The 21,788-nt window shown below is 62.0% G+C and carries 13 protein-coding genes, 2 tRNA genes and 3 rRNA genes; 14 read left to right on the top strand and 4 right to left on the bottom strand.

The annotated features are described in order from the left end of the window. Positions 1-9: 9 nt before the first annotated feature. Positions 10-459, bottom strand: coding sequence for a GNAT family N-acetyltransferase (locus ABKS89_RS29700; RefSeq protein ID WP_138213653.1), 450 nt, complete (start codon positions 457-459; stop codon positions 10-12). A gap of 117 nt (positions 460-576) precedes the next feature. Here ABKS89_RS29700 and pdxR point away from each other — a divergent pair, with 117 nt between their 5' ends. Both pdxR and ABKS89_RS29690 read left to right on the top strand, forming a co-directional pair. After that, positions 577-2,037 (top strand): MocR-like pyridoxine biosynthesis transcription factor PdxR, encoded by a 1,461-nt coding sequence (pdxR, locus tag ABKS89_RS29695; RefSeq protein ID WP_348590172.1) that lies wholly within the window; start codon positions 577-579, stop codon positions 2,035-2,037. Between the two features lie 210 nt (positions 2,038-2,247). Further along, complete coding sequence (locus ABKS89_RS29690; RefSeq protein ID WP_348590173.1) at positions 2,248-3,459, top strand: YeeE/YedE family protein; 1,212 nt, start codon at positions 2,248-2,250, stop codon at positions 3,457-3,459. Position 3,460: 1 nt separating this feature from the next. On the opposite strand, the gene ABKS89_RS29685 is transcribed toward ABKS89_RS29690, so the two are convergent. Then, positions 3,461-3,631 carry a hypothetical protein gene (locus ABKS89_RS29685; RefSeq protein WP_138213656.1) on the bottom strand — a complete coding sequence of 57 codons (171 nt, stop codon included), beginning with the start codon at positions 3,629-3,631 and terminating at the stop codon, positions 3,461-3,463. Continuing rightward, a complete protein-coding gene (locus ABKS89_RS29680) occupies positions 3,624-4,184 on the bottom strand; it encodes an HdeD family acid-resistance protein (protein ID WP_081519150.1) in 561 nt (186 codons plus the stop codon). The genes ABKS89_RS29685 and ABKS89_RS29680 overlap by 8 nt, the downstream gene beginning before the upstream one ends. Before the next feature lie 358 nt (positions 4,185-4,542). Between ABKS89_RS29680 and betI the strand changes: the two genes are divergently transcribed. From betI to betA, 3 genes are all read left to right on the top strand, one after another. Next, positions 4,543-5,136 (top strand): transcriptional regulator BetI, encoded by a 594-nt coding sequence (gene betI / locus ABKS89_RS29675; protein ID WP_045214133.1) that lies wholly within the window; start codon positions 4,543-4,545, stop codon positions 5,134-5,136. A gap of 46 nt (positions 5,137-5,182) precedes the next feature. Then, on the top strand, positions 5,183-6,655 hold the full coding sequence (betB, locus tag ABKS89_RS29670) for a betaine-aldehyde dehydrogenase (RefSeq protein ID WP_138213658.1): 1,473 nt from the start codon (positions 5,183-5,185) through the stop codon (positions 6,653-6,655). Between the two features lie 128 nt (positions 6,656-6,783). Next, positions 6,784-8,466: a choline dehydrogenase gene (gene betA, locus ABKS89_RS29665; RefSeq protein ID WP_348590174.1), complete on the top strand. Its 1,683-nt coding sequence runs from the start codon at positions 6,784-6,786 to the stop codon at positions 8,464-8,466. Positions 8,467-8,518: 52 nt separating this feature from the next. Here the strand turns inward: betA and ABKS89_RS29660 are convergent, their stop codons facing one another. Next, entirely contained in the window at positions 8,519-8,923 is a 405-nt protein-coding gene (locus ABKS89_RS29660; RefSeq protein WP_017521585.1) for an acyl-CoA thioesterase, read from the bottom strand. A gap of 259 nt (positions 8,924-9,182) precedes the next feature. Here ABKS89_RS29660 and ABKS89_RS29655 point away from each other — a divergent pair, with 259 nt between their 5' ends. The 9 genes from ABKS89_RS29655 (at position 9,183) to pstA (ending at position 21,758) form a co-directional block, all read left to right on the top strand. Next, positions 9,183-10,502, top strand: a complete 1,320-nt coding sequence (locus tag ABKS89_RS29655; protein WP_348590176.1) for an MFS transporter — start codon at positions 9,183-9,185, stop codon at positions 10,500-10,502. 565 nt (positions 10,503-11,067) lie between these two features. Beyond that, positions 11,068-12,604, top strand: a 16S ribosomal RNA gene (locus ABKS89_RS29650). Between the two features lie 64 nt (positions 12,605-12,668). Beyond that, positions 12,669-12,745 (top strand) — tRNA-Ile (locus tag ABKS89_RS29645). 27 nt (positions 12,746-12,772) lie between these two features. Further along, positions 12,773-12,848: transfer RNA gene (locus ABKS89_RS29640), tRNA-Ala, on the top strand. A 229-nt stretch (positions 12,849-13,077) separates the two neighbouring features. Further along, a 23S ribosomal RNA gene (locus ABKS89_RS29635) occupies positions 13,078-15,969 on the top strand. A gap of 134 nt (positions 15,970-16,103) precedes the next feature. Continuing rightward, a 5S ribosomal RNA gene (gene rrf / locus ABKS89_RS29630) occupies positions 16,104-16,219 on the top strand. Together the 16S, 23S and 5S rRNA genes with 2 tRNA genes alongside form the textbook arrangement of a ribosomal RNA operon. A 436-nt stretch (positions 16,220-16,655) precedes the next feature. Then, on the top strand, positions 16,656-17,627 hold the full coding sequence (locus ABKS89_RS29625) for a phosphate ABC transporter substrate-binding protein PstS (RefSeq protein WP_138217125.1): 972 nt from the start codon (positions 16,656-16,658) through the stop codon (positions 17,625-17,627). 395 nt (positions 17,628-18,022) lie between these two features. Next, the gene (locus ABKS89_RS29620; protein ID WP_348588596.1) at positions 18,023-20,056 is read left to right on the top strand and encodes an ABC transporter permease subunit; all 2,034 of its coding nucleotides are present in this window, start codon (positions 18,023-18,025) and stop codon (positions 20,054-20,056) included. A gap of 25 nt (positions 20,057-20,081) precedes the next feature. Further along, positions 20,082-21,758: a phosphate ABC transporter permease PstA gene (gene pstA, locus ABKS89_RS29615; protein ID WP_348588568.1), complete on the top strand. Its 1,677-nt coding sequence runs from the start codon at positions 20,082-20,084 to the stop codon at positions 21,756-21,758. The last annotated feature ends 30 nt before the right edge of the window (positions 21,759-21,788 follow it).

Here is a 21,788-nt window from a genome sequence, read left to right as displayed (position 1 = left end):
CGCTCCGGCTCAGAGGATCTTGCGGTACTGGACGAACCCGGAGCGGTCGGCAATCCGGTCATAAAGGAACATGGCGTCGGTGTTGCTCTCGTGGGTCAGCCAGTGCACCCGCGAGGCGCCATTGGCGCGGGCGTCGGCGTAGACGTGCTCGATCAGCTGTGCGCCGATGCCGCCGCCGCGCTGGCCTTCGGCGACATACAGGTCCTGCAGGTAGACGTAATCGCCCTGGGTCCAGCAGGAACGGTGGTAGATGAAGTGCACCATGCCGATGGCCACGCCATCGCGCCAGGCGAGGGCTGCGTGCATCGGCTCGGCCGCATCGAGGAAGCGCTGCCAGGTGACGGCCGTGGTGGCCTCGTCGATGGTGGTCTTGTAGAAGCGCTGGTAGCCCTGCCAGAGCGGCAGCCAGGCGGTGTGATCAGCGGCGCTGATCGGGCGGATCTCGACGGCGGAAGACATGCTGACAACCTTGTGTGCGTTGGAGTGCTTCCAGACTAGGTCGGGAATTGGTTCTGCTAAAGAGCCATTCATGGTGAAATCAAGGGAACCATTGCCGTCGTCCTGGTAGCCTTCTCCATGAGCGTCCCGTTGCCCTTCAATCCTTCCGGCATCCGCCTCGATCCTGCCCGCCCGCTGGGCGTGCAACTGTTTCAGGCGTTGCGCGAGCGCATCCTCGATGGTCGTCTCGCGGCGCGCTCGCGGCTGCCGGCCAGCCGTGATCTGGCCTCCTCGCTGGGGGTGTCCCGCAATACCGTGGTACGCGCCTACGAGCAGCTCTACGCCGAGGGTTACATCGAAGGCCGCACGGGCGACGGCACCTACGTGGCGGAGCGGGTTCAGCCCTCGGTCGACGCGGTTCGTAGCGAAGCCCGCAGCCCGGATGCGCCTTCGCTGGAGCGCCTCGCGCGGCACCATCTGCCGCCGCCGCCCACCGGCGCGCCACGGGCGTTCCGGGTCGGTGTGCCGGCCTTCGACCTCTTCCCCTTCGATACCTGGGCGCGGCTGCAGGCGCGCTTCTGGCGCGATCCGCCGCTGGATTGCCTGGGTTATGGCGACCCGGCTGGCGAGCAGCGCCTGCGCGAGCTGGTCGCCGCCTATCTGCGTACCACCCGTGGCCTGCACTGCGACGCCGGGCAGATCATCATCACCAGCGGCGCCCAGCAGGGCATCGCGCTGTGTGCCCAGGTACTGCTCGCCGCGGGTGACGGCGCGGCCATTGAGAATCCCGGCTACCGCGCCGCCGGCCATGCTTTCGCCACGGCGGGTGCGCGCCTGCATGGTGTGCCGGTGGATGCCGATGGCCTGTGCACAGCGCAGCTGGAACAGCTGCCGGACTGCCGGCTGGTCTACGTCACGCCCTCGCACCAGTACCCCACCGGCGTAACCCTGTCGCTGGCGCGGCGACTGGAGCTGCTGGAGTGGGCCGAGCGCAGCGGCGGCTGGATTGTCGAGGACGACTACGACGGCGAGTACCGCTACAGCGGGACACCATTGATGCCGCTGGCGGCGCTGGATCGCCATGACCGCGTGCTCTACGTCGGCACCTTCTGCAAGATCGCCTTCCCGGCGCTACGCCTGGGCTACCTGGTCGTCCCTCCGGCACTGGCGCAGGCCTTCGCCCGCCGCCGTGCGCTGGATGTACGTCATTCCGAAGTCGGCACCCAGCGTGTCATGGCGGACTTCATCGCCGAAGGGCATTTCCAGCGCCATGTGCGCCGCATGCGCCGGGCCGCTCGCAGCCGCCGCGATGCGCTGCTGCGCGGCTGGCCGGAGGTTGCCGGCTGCGCGCCGATGCCGGCGGTGGAGGCGGGCTTGCACCTGTGCGTGCGGGTCAACAGCCGTGAACGCGAGCTGGAACTGGTGCAGCGCGCGGCGGCGGTTGGTGTCGAGGTAAATGCCCTGAGCGACTACTGGCTGCCGGAGTCCGTCGAGCCGGCGGATCAGCGGGCCGGGCTGGTGCTGGGCTTCGCGGCGGTGCCGGAGGCGCGGATCGCTGAGGCGCTCAAGGCCCTGCGCAAGGCGTGGGCTCGATCGTAGGGCAAGTAACCGTGCACGGTTATCCGCCATCTGGGCTTCGGGGCAATGCGGGCGGCGGATAACGCTTGGGGCGTTATGCGCCCTACGGGCGGCTGTGGTTTTACTGGAGGCTTGTAACTTCCGGCTATTTCCTTAGCTGCCTTACGAAGTTGGCGAGAGGCACTAGGCTCCCTAGAATATCGCCCCTCTCGAAAATACCCCGGAGCCGCCATGAGCCTAGCCCTGTCCACCGTCCCCGAGCGCAAGTCCACGGCGCTCTGGGTCGCCTTCCTCCTGCTGCTGGCGGGCGCGCTGTTCCTCGCCCAGGTGGTGAGTGGCCGGCAGGCATTGCTGTTCCTGGTCGGAGGCGCACTGGGGCTGACGCTCTACCACGCGGCCTTCGGCTTCACGTCCGCCTGGCGCGTGTTCATCCGTGAGCGCCGTGGCGCCGGCCTGCGTGCGCAGATGGTGATGCTCGCGTTGGCTGTGCTGCTGTTCTTCCCGGCCCTGGCCGCCGGCACGCTGTTCGGCGAACCGGTGAAGGGGCTGGTGTCGCCGGCCGGCACGTCGGTCATCGTCGGCGCCTTCATCTTCGGCATCGGCATGCAACTGGGCGGCGGTTGCGCCTCCGGCACGCTGTTCACCGTCGGCGGTGGCAACGCGCGGATGCTGGTGACGCTGCTGTTCTTCATCGTCGGCTCGGTGGTCGCCACCCACCACATCGGCTGGTGGTTTGCCCTGCCATCGCTGCCGCCGACCTCCATCGTGCAGTCGCTGGGCCTTTTCCCGGCGCTGGCGCTGAGCCTCGTGCTGTTCGCCGCCATCGCCGCCGTCAGCGTGGTGCTGGAACGACGCCGCCATGGCGTGCTGGAGCTGATCGCCAGCAACGGCGAGAAGGGCATCGGTCGGTTCTTCCGCGGTCCCTGGCCGCTGGTGTGGGGCGCGGTGGCGCTGGCGCTGCTGAACTTCGCCACGCTGGCGCTGGCAGGGCGTCCGTGGGGCGTCACCTCGGCCTTTGCCCTGTGGGGCGCGAAGGCATTCGAGAGCCTCGGTATTGCCGTCGACCAGTGGGCCTTCTGGCAGGTCGAAGCCAATGCCAAGGCGCTGGCCGCGCCGGTCTGGCAGGACGTCACCAGCGTGATGGACTTCGGCATCATGATCGGCGCGCTGCTGGCTGCCGGCCTCGCCGGGCGCTTCGCGCCGAGCCTGAAGATTCCCGCCCGCTCGCTGGTAGCAGCGGTGATCGGCGGCCTGCTGCTGGGCTACGGTGCGCGCCTGGCCTACGGCTGCAATATCGGCGCGTATTTCAGCGGCATCGCCTCGGGCAGCCTGCACGGCTGGCTGTGGCTGGTGGCGGCGTTCTTCGGCAACGCGGTGGGCGTGCGTCTGCGCCCGATCTTCTTCCCCGCCGAGCGCGTAGAAGCGCGCCTGACCGGCTGCTGAGTCAGGCCGGGCGGGGCGTCTCGCGCTCCGCCCAGTAGGTCTGCCGGTGGCCGCGGGCCTGGTAGTCCCGCGCCAGGGCTTCGGCCTCGGCGCGGGTCAGCTGGCGGCGCATGACGAAGCGGTTGCCGTTGTCGTCCAGGCGCAGCAGGCACCAGTCCCGCTCTTCAGGCATTGAAGGTCGAGGTCTTGCGCAGGCGCAGCGCGAGCATGATCAGCAGGGCGCCGAAGAATACCGAGTAGGCGCCGATCACCCAGGCCACGGCGATCGCCCCGGCCCCCGGATTGCCGATCATCAGCACCCCGAACAGTACCGACACCGCGCCGGAAAGCCCCAGCCACCACTCGTTCTGCAGCGCCTTGCGCAGGCGGATCGCGGCGATGATCTGCAGCACGCCCATCACCAGCGCCCAGCCGGCGATCAGCATCAGCAGGCCCAGCGCGGTCAGCTGCGGCCAGAGGAAGGCGATCAGCCCGGCGGCAATCCCCAGCAATCCCACCAGCACCAGCGGCCACAGGGGCCGGCCGGATTCGCGCATCTGTGCGGCGGCGATCAGGGTGAACAGGCCGTCGACGAAGGCGTAGGCACCGAAGAACAGCACCATCACGGTCAGCACGATGCCCGGCCAGACCATGGCCAGGATGCCGAACAGCAGGGCGGCGACACCGCGCAGAGCGATCCATTTCCAGTGACGGCCCAGGGCTTGCCAGAGCGGGTGTTGCGACATGGCGGCGATCCTCGCGAGGGGTATGGCTGAAACCATAGTCGCTGGCGCGCGGCGCAGGCCCTGACATGGGGCAAAAGAAAGCCCGGCATGAGCCGGGCTGTGAAAGGCCCGTCGAAACGGGCAGGTGCCGTCAGGCGACGTCACCGGGGAGAGCGGCTGCGACACATCCGGCGCGGATTCTGCGATCCTTGCCGGTGGCGTAGCGATGAACGGTACGGGCCCCGCCATGCGGGCGCCTCGGAGGTGTTGATGCAACGCAGCATATTCTTAGTTGATTGAGCGTTCAATAAAAAACGAATAGACTGGCCCACATTATCGCCGGACGGCACAGGCACGCCCGGCGAAGAGGAGATTCGAAATGCCCAAGGTCGGTATGCAGCCGATTCGCCGCTCCCAGCTGATCCACGCGACCCTCGAGGCGGTGGACCAGGTGGGCATGAGCGACGCCAGCATCGCCCTGATCGCCCGCCTCGCGGGGGTCTCCAACGGCATCATCAGCCACTACTTCCAGGACAAGAACGGGCTGCTGGAAGCGACGATGCGACATTTGATGTCGGCATTGAGCAAGGCCGTCGCCGAGCGCCGCGCTACCTTGCGCAACGACGAACCGCGCTCGCACCTGCGGGCCATCATCGCCGGCAACTTCGACAGCTCGCAGGTCAACGGCCCGGCCATGAAGACCTGGCTCGCGTTCTGGGCGACCAGCATGCACCAGCCGGCGCTGCGCCGGCTGCAGCGGATCAACGACCACCGGCTGTATTCGAACCTGTGCAGCCAGTTCCGCCGCGAACTGCCGCTGGCCCAGGCCCGCAGCGCCGCTCGCGGGCTGGCCGCGCTGATCGATGGCCTCTGGCTGCGGGGCGCGCTCTCGGGCGATGCCTTCGACACCGAGCAGGCGTTGGCGATTGCCTACGACTACCTCGACCAACAACTGGCCAAGCGCCCCGGATAGCGGGCGCAGCCTTGCGCTGACACCGACAAGAGAGGACCACCGCACCATGGCTCGATTCGAAGTACAGAAGCTCTACATTGGCGGTCGCTACGTGGAAGCCACCAGCGGCGCCACCTTCGAGACCATCAATCCGGCCAACGGTGAAGTCCTCGCCCAGGTACAACGCGCCTCGAAGGAAGATGTCGAGCGCGCCGTGCAGGCAGCGGTGGAAGGGCAGAAAGTCTGGGCAGCGATGACCGCCATGCAGCGCTCGCGCATCCTGCGCCGCGCCGTCGACATCCTCCGTGAGCGCAACGACGAACTCGCCGAACTGGAAACTCTCGACACCGGCAAGCCGCTGGCCGAGACTCGCTTCGTCGACATCGTCACCGGCGCCGACGTGCTCGAGTACTACGCCGGCCTGGTGCCTGCCATCGAAGGCGAGCAGATCCCGCTGCGCGACACCAGCTTCGTCTATACCCGCCGCGAGCCGCTGGGTGTGGTCGCCGGCATCGGCGCCTGGAACTACCCGATCCAGATCGCCCTGTGGAAATCCGCTCCGGCCCTGGCCGCCGGCAACGCGATGATCTTCAAGCCCAGCGAAGTCACCCCGTTGACCGCGCTGAAGCTCGCCGAGGTCTATACCGAGGCCGGCCTGCCCGATGGCGTGTTCAACGTGCTCACCGGCAGCGGCCGCGAAGTCGGCCAGTGGCTGACCGAACACCCGCTGATCGAGAAGATCTCCTTCACTGGCGGCACCTCCACCGGCAAGAAGGTCATGGCCAGCGCTTCCAGTTCCTCGCTCAAGGAAGTGACCATGGAGTTGGGCGGCAAGTCGCCGCTGATCATCTTCGAGGACGCCAACCTCGACCGCGCCGCCGACATCGCCGTCATGGCCAACTTCTTCAGCTCCGGCCAGGTGTGCACCAACGGCACCCGCGTGTTCATCCCGCGCAACCTGCAGGCGCGCTTCGAGGCCAAGGTGCTGGAGCGCGTGAAGCGCATCCGTCTGGGCAACCCGCAGGACGAAACCACCAACTTCGGCCCGCTGGTGAGCTTCCCGCACATGGAGAGCGTTCTCTCCTACATCGAGTCCGGCAAGGAACAGAAGGCCCGCCTGCTGTGCGGTGGTGAGCGCGTCACTCAGGGCGAGTTCGGCAAGGGCGCATACGTCGCGCCGACCGTGTTCACCGACTGCCGTGACGACATGACCATCGTCCGCGAGGAAATCTTCGGGCCGGTCATGAGCATCCTCGTTTACGACGCCGAGGACGAGGCTATCCGCCGCGCCAACGACACCGAGTACGGCCTCGCCGCCGGCGTCGTGACCCAGGACCTGGCTCGTGCGCACCGGGCGATCCACCGCCTGGAAGCGGGCATCTGCTGGATCAACACCTGGGGCGAGTCGCCGGCCGAGATGCCGGTTGGCGGATACAAGCAATCGGGTGTCGGTCGTGAGAACGGCCTGACCACCCTGGCTCACTACACTCGCATCAAATCCGTACAGGTAGAGCTGGGCGACTACACCTCGGTGTTCTGATCGCCGCGATCGAGCCATGAAAGGCCGGTCGCAGGCATGACTCCCTGACCACCGGCCATTCCCAACACGCAGACACCGGCGCGCACGCGTCGCGGGCGGTGTCGTGCCTGAAAAAGAGGAAGGCCTGCATGTCCCAGGAATACGACTACATCATCATCGGCGCCGGTTCCGCCGGTAACGTACTGGCTACCCGCCTGACCGAGGACGCCGACGTCAGCGTGCTGCTGCTCGAAGCCGGCGGCCCGGACTACCGCGCCGACTTCCGCACGCAGATGCCGGCGGCGCTGGCCTATCCGCTGCAGGGCCGCCGCTACAACTGGGCGTACCTGACCGACCCCGAACCGTACATGAACAACCGCCGCATGGAGTGCGGACGCGGCAAGGGCCTGGGCGGCTCCTCGCTGATCAACGGCATGTGCTACATCCGCGGCAACGCCATGGACTTCGATGGCTGGGCGCAGGAGAAGGGCCTGGAAGACTGGACCTACCTGGACTGCCTGCCGTACTTCCGCAAGGCCGAGACCCGCGACATCGGCCCCAACGACTACCACGGCGGCAACGGCCCGGTGAGCGTCACCACGCCCAAGGCCGGCAACAACCCGCTGTTCCACGCCATGGTCGAGGCCGGCGTGCAGGCCGGTTACCCGCGTACCGAGGACCTCAACGGCTACCAGCAGGAAGGCTTCGGTCCGATGGACCGCACCGTCACCCCGCAGGGCCGTCGCGCCAGTACCGCCCGTGGCTACCTGGACCAGGCACGTGAGCGCCCGAACCTGACCATCGTCACCCACGCGCTGACCGACCGCATCCTATTCAGTGGCAAACGTGCCATTGGCGCGACCTATCTGCATGGCGATGACAACGCGCTGAAGGAAGTCCGCGCACGCCGCGAAGTGCTGGTGTGCTCGGGTGCCATCGCTTCTCCGCAACTGCTGCAGCGCTCCGGCGTCGGCCCATCCGCGCTGCTGCGTGACCTGGGCATCGAGGTCGTGCATGACCTGCCTGGCGTTGGCCAGAACCTCCAGGACCACCTGGAGATGTACCTGCAGTACGCCTGCAAGCAGCCGGTGTCGCTGTACCCGGCGCTGCAATGGTGGAACCAGCCGCAGATCGGCGCGGAGTGGATGTTCCTCGGCACCGGCCTGGGCGCGAGCAACCAGTTCGAGGCTGGCGGTTTCATCCGCAGTCGCCCGGAATTCGAGTGGCCGAACATCCAGTACCACTTCCTGCCGGTGGCGATTAACTACAACGGCAGCAACGCGGTGAGCGAGCACGGCTTCCAGGCTCACGTCGGCTCCATGCGCTCGCCCAGCCGCGGGCGGATCAACGTGACCTCCCGCGATCCGCGCAAGCACCCGAGCATCCTGTTCAACTACATGTCCTGCGAGCAGGACTGGCAGGAGTTCCGCGATGCCATCCGGATCACCCGCGAGATCATGAACCAGCCGGCGCTCGACCCCTATCGCGGCCGCGAGATCAGCCCGGGCCTGGACAAGCAGAGCGACGCCGACCTCGACGCCTTCGTCCGTGAACACGCGGAAACGGCCTTCCACCCGTCCTGCTCCTGCAAGATGGGCGACGACGACATGGCGGTGGTTGATGGCGAAGGCCGTGTGCACGGCATGGAAGGGCTGCGGGTGATCGATGCGTCGATCATGCCACTGATCATCACCGGCAACCTCAATGCCACCACCATCATGATGGCCGAGAAGCTCGCCGATAAGGTGCGCGGTCGCCCGTCGCTGCCTTGCAGCACCGCCGACTACTTCAAGGCCGAAGGTGCGCCGGTGCGTGGAAAGCCGCAGCGCTGATTCTGAAAGATAGAAACGAAAACGCCGGCGAGATTGCCGGCGTTTTCAGTTTTCAGCCGCGACGCGGCGGAACCGGTCGGGTGCGCCCGCTACCGTCGATGGCAACGAAGACGAACACCGCCTCGGTGACCTTGCGCCATTCGCTGGACAGCGGGTCATCGCTCCATACCTCGACCAGCATGCGGATCGAGCTGCGGCCCACTTCCAGGGTCTGGGTATAGAAGGAGAGCTGCGCGCCGACAGCGACCGGAACCAGGAAGGCCATGCGGTCGATGGCTACCGTGGCCACGCGGCCTCCGGCGATGCGGCTGGACATGGCGGTTCCGGCGAGATCCATCTGCGCCACCAGCCAGCCACCGAAGATGTCGCCAAAGCCGTTGGTCTCGCGCGGCAGGGCGGTGATCTGCAAGGCCAGGTCGCCTTGCGGGATAGGATCTTCTTGTTCGAGCTCGATCATAGGTAAGGGCCTCTTGCCCCCGGCGTACTCATGGTGAGGGTATGGAAAAACTCTCCCAAGACACCTGCCGGCGCAAGGCCTTGGGACAGCTTTTGATCGGCCTGCCCGCATTATATAGAGGGAGGGCCGGCGCGACGACCGCAGGATAGGGTGAAATTCCCGCGGGCGCGGCCGCTGTGTCGCCTCCGCGCAATTTGCTATGGTGCGGCACCTGCGGCTGCCGGCCGCAGCCTCCTTGCCTGCAGAGATAACAAGCACCATGCCTTCTGTGAACGCTCCTGCCGCGCCCGCGTCACGTCCGTTGACCCGCAGCGACTACAAGACTCTTTCGTTGTCCGCCCTGGGCGGCGCCCTCGAGTTCTACGACTTCATCATCTTCGTGTTCTTCGCCACCGTGGTCGGCAAGCTGTTCTTCCCCGCCGACATGCCCGACTGGCTGCGCCAGTTGCAGACTTTCGGCCTGTTCGCCGCCGGCTACCTGGCCCGTCCGCTGGGCGGGGTGGTGATGGCCCACTTCGGCGACCTGCTGGGCCGCAAGAAGATGTTCACCCTGAGCATCTTCCTGATGGCCGTTCCCACCCTGATCATGGGCCTGCTGCCCACCTATGCGCAGATCGGTATCTGGGCGCCGCTGGCTCTCCTGCTGCTGCGCGTCATCCAGGGCGCGGCCATTGGTGGTGAAGTGCCGGGCGCCTGGGTGTTCGTTGCCGAGCACGTCCCCCATCGTCACGTGGGCTATGCCTGCGGCACGCTCACGTCGGGTCTGACCGCGGGCATCCTCATCGGTTCGCTGGTGGCGACCCTGATCAACAGCGTCTACAGCGCCGAGGAAGTGCAGGGCTACGCCTGGCGTATCCCGTTCCTGCTGGGCGGCATCTTCGGCCTGTTCTCCGTCTACCTGCGCCGCTGGCTGCACGAGACTCCGGTATTCGCCGAACTGCAGCTACGCAAGCAGCTGGCCGACGAGGTGCCGCTGGGCGTGGTGGTGCGTGAACATCGCCCGGCCATCGTGCTGTCCATGCTGCTGACCTGGGTGCTGTCCGCCGGCATCGTGGTGGTGATCCTGATGACCCCGTCGGTGCTGCAGACTGTCTATGGCTTCGATGCTGCTACGTCGCTGAAGGCCAACAGCGTGGCCATCGTCTGCCTGAGCGTCGGCTGCATCCTGGCCGGGCGCCTCGCCGACCGTTTCGGCGCGGGTCGCACCTTTATAGTGGGAAGCATCCTGCTGGGCGTCGTCTCCTGGACCTTCTACACCAGCCTCAAGACGCATCCGGACTGGCTGTTCCCGCTGTATGCAGTCACCGGCCTGTGCGTCGGTGTCATCGGCGCGGTGCCTTATGTGATGGTCAATGCCTTCCCGGCAGTGGTGCGCTTCACCGGCCTGTCCTTCTCCTACAACCTGGCCTACGCCATCTTCGGTGGCCTGACGCCCATGGTCGTTGCCCTCCTTATGAAGGAAGACCCGCTGGGCCCTGCCTACTATGTAGTGGCGCTGTGCGTGGTTGGCCTGCTGGTTGGTGCCTACCTGCTGCGCCAGGAACGCCGGCTGGTAGGGCAGGGGATGGCGGTAAACTGATCGATCGGACAGTTTTTTGCAGAAAGATTAAATTAGTCGTTGACGGCCAATTTAAACTCCCTATAATGCGCACCACTCCCGGCGACGAAGCGCTGAAAGAACTTGAAAATCAAGTACTTACAGAGGTTCGGAGTTGGAAGTGGTGATCAGGCAGGTAGTTCACTTGTCGCTCTTCATTAGCTGCTCCGGCAGCGAGCTGAAAAGAAGATCGCCGAGGTGGTTGACAGCGAGTTTGATCGCTGTAGAATGCGCCTCCCGCTGATGAGAAGGTTTCCTTCGCTGAAGCACAAGCGATTGAGTAGAAAAGAAATTTTCGAAAAATAAAGCTTGACGGAAAGAGAGGTTAGCGTAGAATGCGCGCCTCGGTTGAGACGAAAGCCTTAACCAACTGCTCTTTAACAAGTTGAATCAAGCAATTCGTGTGGGTGCTTGTGATGTAAGACTGATGATCGACTGATTATCAGCAGCGCAAGTAACACTCGTGAATTCGAGAGTTTTAGCTCTTTAAATAGAGCATGCGATTGCTGAGCCAAGTTTAGGGTTTTCTCAAAACCCAAGCAGTATTGAACTGAAGAGTTTGATCATGGCTCAGATTGAACGCTGGCGGCAGGCCTAACACATGCAAGTCGAGCGGATGATGGGAGCTTGCTCCTGGATTCAGCGGCGGACGGGTGAGTAATGCCTAGGAATCTGCCTGGTAGTGGGGGACAACGTTTCGAAAGGAGCGCTAATACCGCATACGTCCTACGGGAGAAAGCAGGGGACCTTCGGGCCTTGCGCTATCAGATGAGCCTAGGTCGGATTAGCTAGTTGGTGGGGTAAAGGCCTACCAAGGCGACGATCCGTAACTGGTCTGAGAGGATGATCAGTCACACTGGAACTGAGACACGGTCCAGACTCCTACGGGAGGCAGCAGTGGGGAATATTGGACAATGGGCGAAAGCCTGATCCAGCCATGCCGCGTGTGTGAAGAAGGTCTTAGGATTGTAAAGCACTTTAAGTTGGGAGGAAGGGCAGTAAGTTAATACCTTGCTGTTTTGACGTTACCAACAGAATAAGCACCGGCTAACTTCGTGCCAGCAGCCGCGGTAATACGAAGGGTGCAAGCGTTAATCGGAATTACTGGGCGTAAAGCGCGCGTAGGTGGTTTGGTAAGATGGATGTGAAATCCCCGGGCTCAACCTGGGAACTGCATCCATAACTGCCTGACTAGAGTACGGTAGAGGGTGGTGGAATTTCCTGTGTAGCGGTGAAATGCGTAGATATAGGAAGGAACACCAGTGGCGAAGGCGACCACCTGGACTGATACTGACACTGAGGTGCGAAAGCGTGGGGAGCAAACAGGATTAGATACCCTGGTAGTCCACGCCGTAAACGATGTCGACTAGCCGTTGGGATCCTTGAGATCTTAGTGGCGCAGCTAACGCGATAAGTCGACCGCCTGGGGAGTACGGCCGCAAGGTTAAAACTCAAATGAATTGACGGGGGCCCGCACAAGCGGTGGAGCATGTGGTTTAATTCGAAGCAACGCGAAGAACCTTACCTGGCCTTGACATGTCCGGAATCCTGCAGAGATGCGGGAGTGCCTTCGGGAATCGGAACACAGGTGCTGCATGGCTGTCGTCAGCTCGTGTCGTGAGATGTTGGGTTAAGTCCCGTAACGAGCGCAACCCTTGTCCTTAGTTACCAGCACGTTATGGTGGGCACTCTAAGGAGACTGCCGGTGACAAACCGGAGGAAGGTGGGGATGACGTCAAGTCATCATGGCCCTTACGGCCAGGGCTACACACGTGCTACAATGGTCGGTACAGAGGGTTGCCAAGCCGCGAGGTGGAGCTAATCCCATAAAACCGATCGTAGTCCGGATCGCAGTCTGCAACTCGACTGCGTGAAGTCGGAATCGCTAGTAATCGTGAATCAGAATGTCACGGTGAATACGTTCCCGGGCCTTGTACACACCGCCCGTCACACCATGGGAGTGGGTTGCTCCAGAAGTAGCTAGTCTAACCGCAAGGGGGACGGTTACCACGGAGTGATTCATGACTGGGGTGAAGTCGTAACAAGGTAGCCGTAGGGGAACCTGCGGCTGGATCACCTCCTTAATCGAAGATCTCAGCTTCTTCATAAGCTCCCACACGAATTGCTTGATTCACTGGTTAGACGATTGGGTCTGTAGCTCAGTTGGTTAGAGCGCACCCCTGATAAGGGTGAGGTCGGCAGTTCGAATCTGCCCAGACCCACCAATTGTTGTGGTGTGCTGCTGATCCGATGGGGCCATAGCTCAGCTGGGAGAGCGCCTGCTTTGCACGCAGGAGGTCAGGAGTTCGATCCTCCTTGGCTCCACCATTAATCGTCGAAAGCTCAGACATGAATGTTCAGGATGAACGAACATTGATGTCTGGTCTTTGTGCCAGAACTGTTCTTTAAAAATTTGGGTATGTGATAGAAGTAGACTGAATAATCTCTTTCACTGGTGATTATTCAAGTCAAGGTAAAATTTGCGAGTTCAAGCGCGAATTTTCGGCGAATGTCGTCTTCACGTTCGAGACAATAACCAGATTGCTTGGGGTTATATGGTCAAGTGAAGAAGCGCATACGGTGGATGCCTTGGCAGTCAGAGGCGATGAAAGACGTGGTAGCCTGCGATAAGCTTCGGGGAGTCGGCAAACAGACTTTGATCCGGAGATCTCTGAATGGGGAAACCCACCTAGCATAAGTTAGGTATCTTGCACTGAATACATAGGTGTAAGAGGCGAACCAGGGGAACTGAAACATCTAAGTACCCTGAGGAAAAGAAATCAACCGAGATTCCCTTAGTAGTGGCGAGCGAACGGGGATTAGCCCTTAAGCTTCTTTGAATCTAACAGAACGCTCTGGAAAGTGCGGCCATAGTGGGTGATAGCCCCGTATGTGAAAGGTTCTTTGAAGTGAAATCGAGTAGGACGGAGCACGAGAAACTTTGTCTGAATATGGGGGGACCATCCTCCAAGGCTAAATACTACTGACTGACCGATAGTGAACCAGTACCGTGAGGGAAAGGCGAAAAGAACCCCGGAGAGGGGAGTGAAATAGAACCTGAAACCGTATGCGTACAAGCAGTGGGAGCCTACTTTGTTAGGTGACTGCGTACCTTTTGTATAATGGGTCAGCGACTTATATTCAGTGGCGAGCTTAACCGTATAGGGAAGGCGTAGCGAAAGCGAGTCTTAATAGGGCGTTTTAGTCGCTGGGTATAGACCCGAAACCGGGCGATCTATCCATGAGCAGGTTGAAGGTTAGGTAACACTGACTGGAGGACCGAACCCACTCCCGTTGAAAAGGTAGGGGATGACTTGTGGATCGGAGTGAAAGGCTAATCAAGCTCGGAGATAGCTGGTTCTCCTCGAAAGCTATTTAGGTAGCGCCTCACGTATCACTCCAGGGGGTAGAGCACTGTTTCGGCTAGGGGGTCATCCCGACTTACCAAACCGATGCAAACTCCGAATACCTGGAAGTGTCAGCGTGGGAGACACACGGCGGGTGCTAACGTCCGTCGTGAAAAGGGAAACAACCCAGACCGTCAGCTAAGGTCCCAAAGTTATGGTTAAGTGGTAAACGATGTGGGAAGGCTTAGACAGCTAGGAGGTTGGCTTAGAAGCAGCCACCCTTTAAAGAAAGCGTAATAGCTCACTAGTCGAGTCGGCCTGCGCGGAAGATGTAACGGGGCTCAAACCATACACCGAAGCTACGGGTGCATCGCAAGATGCGCGGTAGAGGAGCGTTCTGTAAGCCTGTGAAGGTGAGTTGAGAAGCTTGCTGGAGGTATCAGAAGTGCGAATGCTGACATGAGTAACGACAATGGGAGTGAAAAACTCCCACGCCGAAAGACCAAGGGTTCCTGCGCAACGTTAATCGACGCAGGGTTAGTCGGTCCCTAAGGCGAGGCTGAAGAGCGTAGTCGATGGGAAACAGGTTAATATTCCTGTACTTCTAGTTACTGCGATGGAGGGACGGAGAAGGCTAGGCCAGCTTGGCGTTGGTTGTCCAAGTTTAAGGTGGTAGGCAGAGATCTTAGGTAAATCCGGGGTCTTAATGCCGAGAGCTGATGACGAGTCATCTTTTAGATGGTGAAGTGGTTGATGCCATGCTTCCAGGAAAAGCTTCTAAGCTTCAGGTAACTAGGAACCGTACCCCAAACCGACACAGGTGGTTGGGTAGAGAATACCAAGGCGCTTGAGAGAACTCGGGTGAAGGAACTAGGCAAAATGGCACCGTAACTTCGGGAGAAGGTGCGCCGGCGAGGGTTAAGGATTTACTCCGTAAGCCCATGCCGGTCGAAGATACCAGGCCGCTGCGACTGTTTATTAAAAACACAGCACTCTGCAAACACGAAAGTGGACGTATAGGGTGTGACGCCTGCCCGGTGCCGGAAGGTTAATTGATGGGGTTAGCGAAAGCGAAGCTCTTGATCGAAGCCCCGGTAAACGGCGGCCGTAACTATAACGGTCCTAAGGTAGCGAAATTCCTTGTCGGGTAAGTTCCGACCTGCACGAATGGCGTAACGATGGCGGCGCTGTCTCCACCCGAGACTCAGTGAAATTGAAATCGCTGTGAAGATGCAGTGTATCCGCGGCTAGACGGAAAGACCCCGTGAACCTTTACTGTAGCTTTGCACTGGACTTTGAGCCTGCTTGTGTAGGATAGGTGGGAGGCTTTGAAGCGTGGACGCCAGTCTGCGTGGAGCCATCCTTGAAATACCACCCTGGCATGCTTGAGGTTCTAACTCTGGTCCGTTATCCGGATCGAGGACAGTGTATGGTGGGCAGTTTGACTGGGGCGGTCTCCTCCTAAAGAGTAACGGAGGAGTACGAAGGTGCGCTCAGACCGGTCGGAAATCGGTCGTAGAGTATAAAGGCAAAAGCGCGCTTGACTGCGAGACAGACACGTCGAGCAGGTACGAAAGTAGGTCTTAGTGATCCGGTGGTTCTGTATGGAAGGGCCATCGCTCAACGGATAAAAGGTACTCCGGGGATAACAGGCTGATACCGCCCAAGAGTTCATATCGACGGCGGTGTTTGGCACCTCGATGTCGGCTCATCACATCCTGGGGCTGAAGCCGGTCCCAAGGGTATGGCTGTTCGCCATTTAAAGTGGTACGCGAGCTGGGTTTAGAACGTCGTGAGACAGTTCGGTCCCTATCTGCCGTGGACGTTTGAGATTTGAGAGGGGCTGCTCCTAGTACGAGAGGACCGGAGTGGACGAACCTCTGGTGTTCCGGTTGTCACGCCAGTGGCATTGCCGGGTAGCTATGTTCGGAATAGATAACCGCTGAAAGCATCTAAGCGGGAAACTAGCCTCAAGATGAGATCTCACTGGGAACTTGATTCCCCTGAAGGGCCGTCGAAGACTACGACGTTGATAGGTCGGGTGTGTAAGCGCTGTGAGGCGTTGAGCTAACCGATACTAATTGCCCGTGAGGCTTGACCATATAACACCCAAACAATTTGCGTGTTGTACGGTGAAGACGTAACGAACCGAAAGTTCGTGTGAACCGCAAATACCTGTCACATACCCGAATCTGGATGAGCGTGTGCACTTGCCACGAGCGTCCATAAAGAATTGCTTGACGACCATAGAGCGTTGGAACCACCTGATCCCATCCCGAACTCAGTAGTGAAACGACGCATCGCCGATGGTAGTGTGGAGTTTCTCCATGTGAGAGTAGGTCATCGTCAAGCTCCTATCCCAAGACCCCTGGTCAGCATCGCTGGCCGGGGGTTTTGCTTTTGCGCGCGGAAACATTGGCCTCGCAATGAGGCTGGGCACTCGCTCCAGGAGGCGTAAATCTTCGCCGTGGGGAGTGTCATAGAAGGCGTAAAGCCGCGGACGGTTATGGAGCCTGCGAGCTCGAATTTGCAGCGCCAAGGCAAGAGATGTTCGCGAGTAAGGACTGGGCGTCCCCCTCGGTCCTACAAAGGGCGTGAGTGGCCCAGCGGAGGCTCTGGAACGCCATATCCCGCCTTCACAATCCATCCGATTTGACTCGTTACAGCCGCCTGCCAGCAGACTGATGGCATTTCATCTAACTGTCACATTCACGTCATAGAGTCTTCATGCGGTCTGACAATACTGGCCCCCGTTCCATCCAACCCCATTCTCCTTAAGGAGCAAGGCATGAAACTCAAGCGTTTGATGGCGGCCCTGACTTTTGTCGCCGCAGGCGTAGGCACCGCCAGTGCGGTGGCCGCGATCGATCCGGCTCTGCCGGACTACCAGAAAGCCAGCGGTGTGTCGGGTAACCTGTCGAGCGTCGGTTCCGACACTCTGGCCAACCTGATGACCATGTGGGCGGAAGAGTACAAGCGCCTGTACCCGAACGTGAACGTGCAGATCCAGGCCGCCGGTTCCTCCACCGCGCCGCCGGCTCTGACCGAAGGCACCGCCAACCTGGGCCCGATGAGCCGCAAGATGAAGGATGTCGAGCTGCAGGCCTTCGAGCAGAAGTACGGCTACAAGCCGACCGCTGTTCCGGTTGCCGTGGACGCCCTGGCGATCTTCGTGCACAAGGACAACCCCATCAAGGGTCTGACCATGCAACAGGTCGACGCCATCTTCTCCTCCACCCGCCTGTGCGGCGGCAAGGCGGAAGTGAAGACCTGGGGTGATCTGGGCCTGACCGGCGACTGGGCCAACAAGCCTGTGCAACTGTTCGGTCGTAACTCCGTATCCGGCACCTACGGCTACTTCAAGGAAGAAGCCCTGTGCAAAGGCGACTACAAGCCGAATGTGAACGAGCAGCCGGGTTCGGCTTCCGTGGTTCAGTCGGTCAGCCAGTCCCTGAACGGCGTTGGCTACTCCGGTATCGGTTACAAGACCGCTAGCGTGAAGACCGTTGCCCTGGCCAAGAAAGAAGGCGGCGAGTTCATCGAAGACAACGAGGCGAATGCCCTGAACGGCTCCTACCCGCTGTCGCGCTTCCTCTACGTCTACGTCAACAAGGCGCCGAACAAGCCACTGAACCCGCTGGAAGCCCAGTTCCTGAAGATGGTGCTCTCCAAGACTGGCCAGCAGGTTGTCGTGAAAGACGGCTACATCCCGCTGCCGTCCAAAGTCGCCGAAAAAGCGATCAAGGACCTGGGTCTGTAATCAGTCCTCCATCCGGGCGGAGATCCCCGTCCGGCATGGGCTGACGCTTACTCGACCGAGCCCGCCAGCATGGCTCTGCTGGCGGGCTTTGTCGCGTCACCTCCATGTCATCTTTCTGTCATATAGGGCCGCTAGGGTGTCACTCCATGAACGACATGGCCAACTCCCCGATGACTTCTTCTCTCCCCGAGCGGATCGATTTCAATACGCCTGCCCTGCAGCGCAAGCGCCGTATCCGAGCGCTCAAGGATCGACTGACCCGTTGGTACGTCCTGGTCGGCGGCCTCGCCGTGCTGGCCGCCATTACCCTGATCTTCTTCTACCTCGCCTACGTCGTGCTGCCGCTGTTCCGTGGCGCCGAACTGGAGACGCGTGATCCCCTGACTCCGGCCTGGCTGAAGACGGCCCAGGCGCCCCTGCTGCTGAGCATCGAAGAGCAGAACATGGTGGGCATGCGCGTTGCCGCCAACGGCGAAGTGGTGTTCTTCGACGCCAAGAAAGGCGACGAGATGGACCGCGTTGCGCTGAAGCTGCCCGCCGGCACCAGCGTCACCTCCATCGCCGAGGACCAGCCGGGTCATCCGACCGTTGCGCTGGGCCTGTCCAACGGCCAGGTACTGGTGTTCAAGCACAACTACAAGGTCACCTACCCGGACAACAAGAAGACCATCACCCCGCACATCGACTATCCCTACGGCGAAGCGCCGATGAACCTGGATCCCCAGGGGCGTGCGCTGGAGCACGTGGCGATCGTCTCGGGTGACGACAGCCTGTTGCTGGCCGCGTCCACCGGCAGCGAAATGCTCCTGCTCGGCCTGACTCAGCAGGAAAACATGCTGACCGGCGAGAGCACCCTGCAGGAAGAACGCATCAACCTGCCGCAGATCGCCGATCCGGTGAAGGCCATCTACATGGACCCGCGCAAGCAGTGGCTCTATGTGCTCAATGGCCGCGCCCAGGCCGACGTGTTCGACCTGAACTCCCACCAGCTCAACGGCCGCTACAAGCTGCTGGATGACGCCTCCGCCGAAGTGACCGCCAGCAGCCAGCTGCTGGGTGGCATCTCGCTGATGGTCGGCGACTCCAAAGGCGGCATCAGCCAGTGGTTCATGGCCCGTGGCGAAGACGGTGAACCGCGCCTGTCCCACGTGCGTGACTTCAAGCTGGGCGACCTGCCGATCTCCAGCATCGCGCCGGAGCAGCGCCGCAAGGGCTTCCTGGCCATCGACAAGCAGGGCGACCTGGGTATTTTCCACAGCACCGCGCACCGCACGCTGCTGGTGGAGAATGTCGCGCCATCCGCCGGCCCGATGGCCTTGTCGCCGCGCGCCAACCGACTGATCCTCGAGCAGGGCGGTGAACTGCGCCGCTTCAGCCTGAGCAACCCGCACCCGGAAGTGTCCTTCAGCGCACTGTGGGGCAAGGTCTGGTACGAGAGCTACGACAAGCCGTCCTACGTCTGGCAATCCACCGCCGCGACCACCGACTTCGAGCCCAAGCTGAGCCTGTCGCCGCTGACCTTCGGTACCCTGAAGGCCGCGTTCTACGCGATGATCCTCGCTGCGCCCCTGGCCATCGCCGCCGCCGTCTACACCGCCTACTTCATGGCTCCGGGCATGCGCCGCAAGGTGAAGCCGGTGATCGAGCTGATGGAAGCGCTGCCCACCGTGATCCTCGGCTTCTTTGCCGGCCTGTTCCTCGCGCCCTACGTCGAAGGCCACCTGCCGGGCATCTTCAGCCTGCTGCTGCTCACCCCGCTGGGTATCCTCGCTGCCGGCCTGATCTGGAGCCGTCTGCCCGAGCGCATCCGCCTGAGCCTGCCAGCCGGCTGGGAAGCGGCGATCCTGATCCCCGTGGTCCTCGCCACCGGTGCCTTCGCCCTGTGGATGAGCCCGCACCTGGAGACCATGTTCTTCGGCGGCGACATGCGCCTGTGGATCAGCCACGACCTGGGCATCACCTACGACCAGCGCAACGCACTGGTAGTGGGCCTGGCCATGGGCTTCGCGGTGATCCCGAACATCTTCTCGATCGCCGAAGACGCCATCTTCAGCGTGCCGCGCAGCCTGACCTACGGCTCCCTGGCCCTGGGCGCCACGCCCTGGCAGACGCTGACCCGCGTGGTGATCCTGACCGCCAGCCCGGGCATCTTCTCCGCGCTGATGATCGGCATGGGCCGAGCCGTGGGCGAGACCATGATCGTGCTGATGGCCACCGGCAACACCCCGGTCATGGACGTGAACATCTTCCAGGGCATGCGCACCCTCGCGGCGAACGTCGCGGTGGAAATGCCCGAGTCGGAGGTGGGTGGGACCCACTACCGCGTGCTGTTCCTCTCGGCACTGGTACTGCTGTCCTTCACCTTCGTGATGAACACCCTGGCAGAGCTGATCCGTCAGCGCCTGCGCAAGAAATACGCGTCGCTCTAAGCGACGCCCGACGAGGCTACGTTCCGTGAAACAGAAACAGGAATCCGTCAAAGCGTGGTTTGCCAGCGGTTCTCCCTGGGTGTGGATGAACGCGGGTGCGGTGTCCATCGCCGTAATCATGACCATCGGCCTGCTCGCCGTGATCGCCGTGCGCGGTCTCGGCCACTTCTGGCCGGCGGATGTGATCGAAGCGACCTACACCGTCCCCGGTGAAGCGCCCAAGACCCTGATCGGCGAAGAAGTACAGGTCGAGCAGGTGCCGCGCGAACGTCTGCGCGGCGCCGGTCTGCCGGTGCCAGACAATGGTCCGGAATTCATGACCCGCGAACTGCTCAAGCTGGGCAACCGCGACCTCTACGGCAGCGACTTCTCCTGGGTGATCGGCGAGTGGCTGACCGATCGTCGTCACCCGGCCGAACTGGTCACCCTGGAGCGCCGCGAGTGGGGCAACTTCTATGGCTACCTGCTGAGTGTGAAGGAAAACGGCAAGGTGGTTGCCGAAGGTCCGGGCGCCATGGCCGAGCTGCAGACCCGTCTCAAGCGCGTCGATGAGCTCTACTCCAAGCTGTACCAGCTGGAGAAGAAGGACATCGGCGGCATCAACCATGGTCTGGAGCGCCTGCGCCTCAAGGAACGTGGCCTGCAGCTGAACAACAAGCTGGATGCCACCGCCGAGGCCGACATCGCCGCCGGCCGCGCCGAGCTGAACGCCCAGTACAAGGTGCTGGAAGAGCAGCTCAACGGCCTGCACCAGGAGTTCAACCGCGACAGCATCGTCATGCGCGATGCCACCGGCCAGCAGACCGAAATCAGCGTCGGCAAGCTGGTGCATGCCTACCAGCCTAACCAGATGGGCGTGGCCACCAAACTGAGCTTCTACTTCAAGAAACTGTGGGAATTCCTCAGCGATGACCCGCGTGAAGCCAACACCGAGGGCGGTATCTTCCCGGCCATCTTCGGCACCGTGATGATGACCCTGGTGATGGCCGTGATCGTCACCCCGTTCGGTGTGATCGCTGCCGTCTACCTGCGCGAGTACGCCCGCCAGGGCCTGCTGACCCGCATCATCCGCATCGCGGTGAACAACCTCGCGGGTGTTCCGGCGATCGTCTACGGCGTGTTCGGCCTGGGCTTCTTCGTCTATGTGCTGGGCGGCTCGCTCGACCGGATGTTCTTCCCCGAAGCCCTGCCGGCGCCGACCTTCGGCACGCCGGGGCTGTTCTGGGCCTCGCTGACCCTGGCCATCCTCGCGGTGCCGGTGGTGATCGTGGCGACCGAGGAAGGCCTGGCGCGCATCCCGCGGGCCACCCGTGAAGGCTCCCTCGCCCTGGGCGCGACCAAGGCCGAGACCCTGTGGAAAGTGGTCCTGCCGATGGCCAGCCCGGCGATGATGACCGGCCTGATCCTCGCCGTGGCCCGTGCCGCCGGTGAAGTGGCGCCGCTGATGCTGGTGGGCGTGGTGAAGCTGGCTCCGGCGCTGCCAGTGGACGGCAACTACCCGTACGTGCACCTGGACCAGAAGATCATGCACCTGGGCTTCCACATCTATGACGTCGGCTTCCAGAGCCCGAACGTCGAGGCCGCGCGCCCACTGGTGTACGCCACCGCGCTGCTGCTGGTGATGGTGATCGCCCTGCTGAACTTCTCGGCCATCGCCATTCGTAACCGCCTGCGCGAAAAGTACAAGGCGCTGGAAAACTGATTCTGCAGGCGGCGGGCCGTGCTCGCCGCC

The organism is Pseudomonas sp. LABIM340, assembly GCF_040017195.2.
Classification (GTDB): Bacteria; Pseudomonadota; Gammaproteobacteria; order Pseudomonadales; family Pseudomonadaceae; genus Pseudomonas.
The sequence above is the reverse complement of the archived record's forward strand: the minus strand, read 5'-3'. Positions and strand labels throughout refer to the sequence as shown.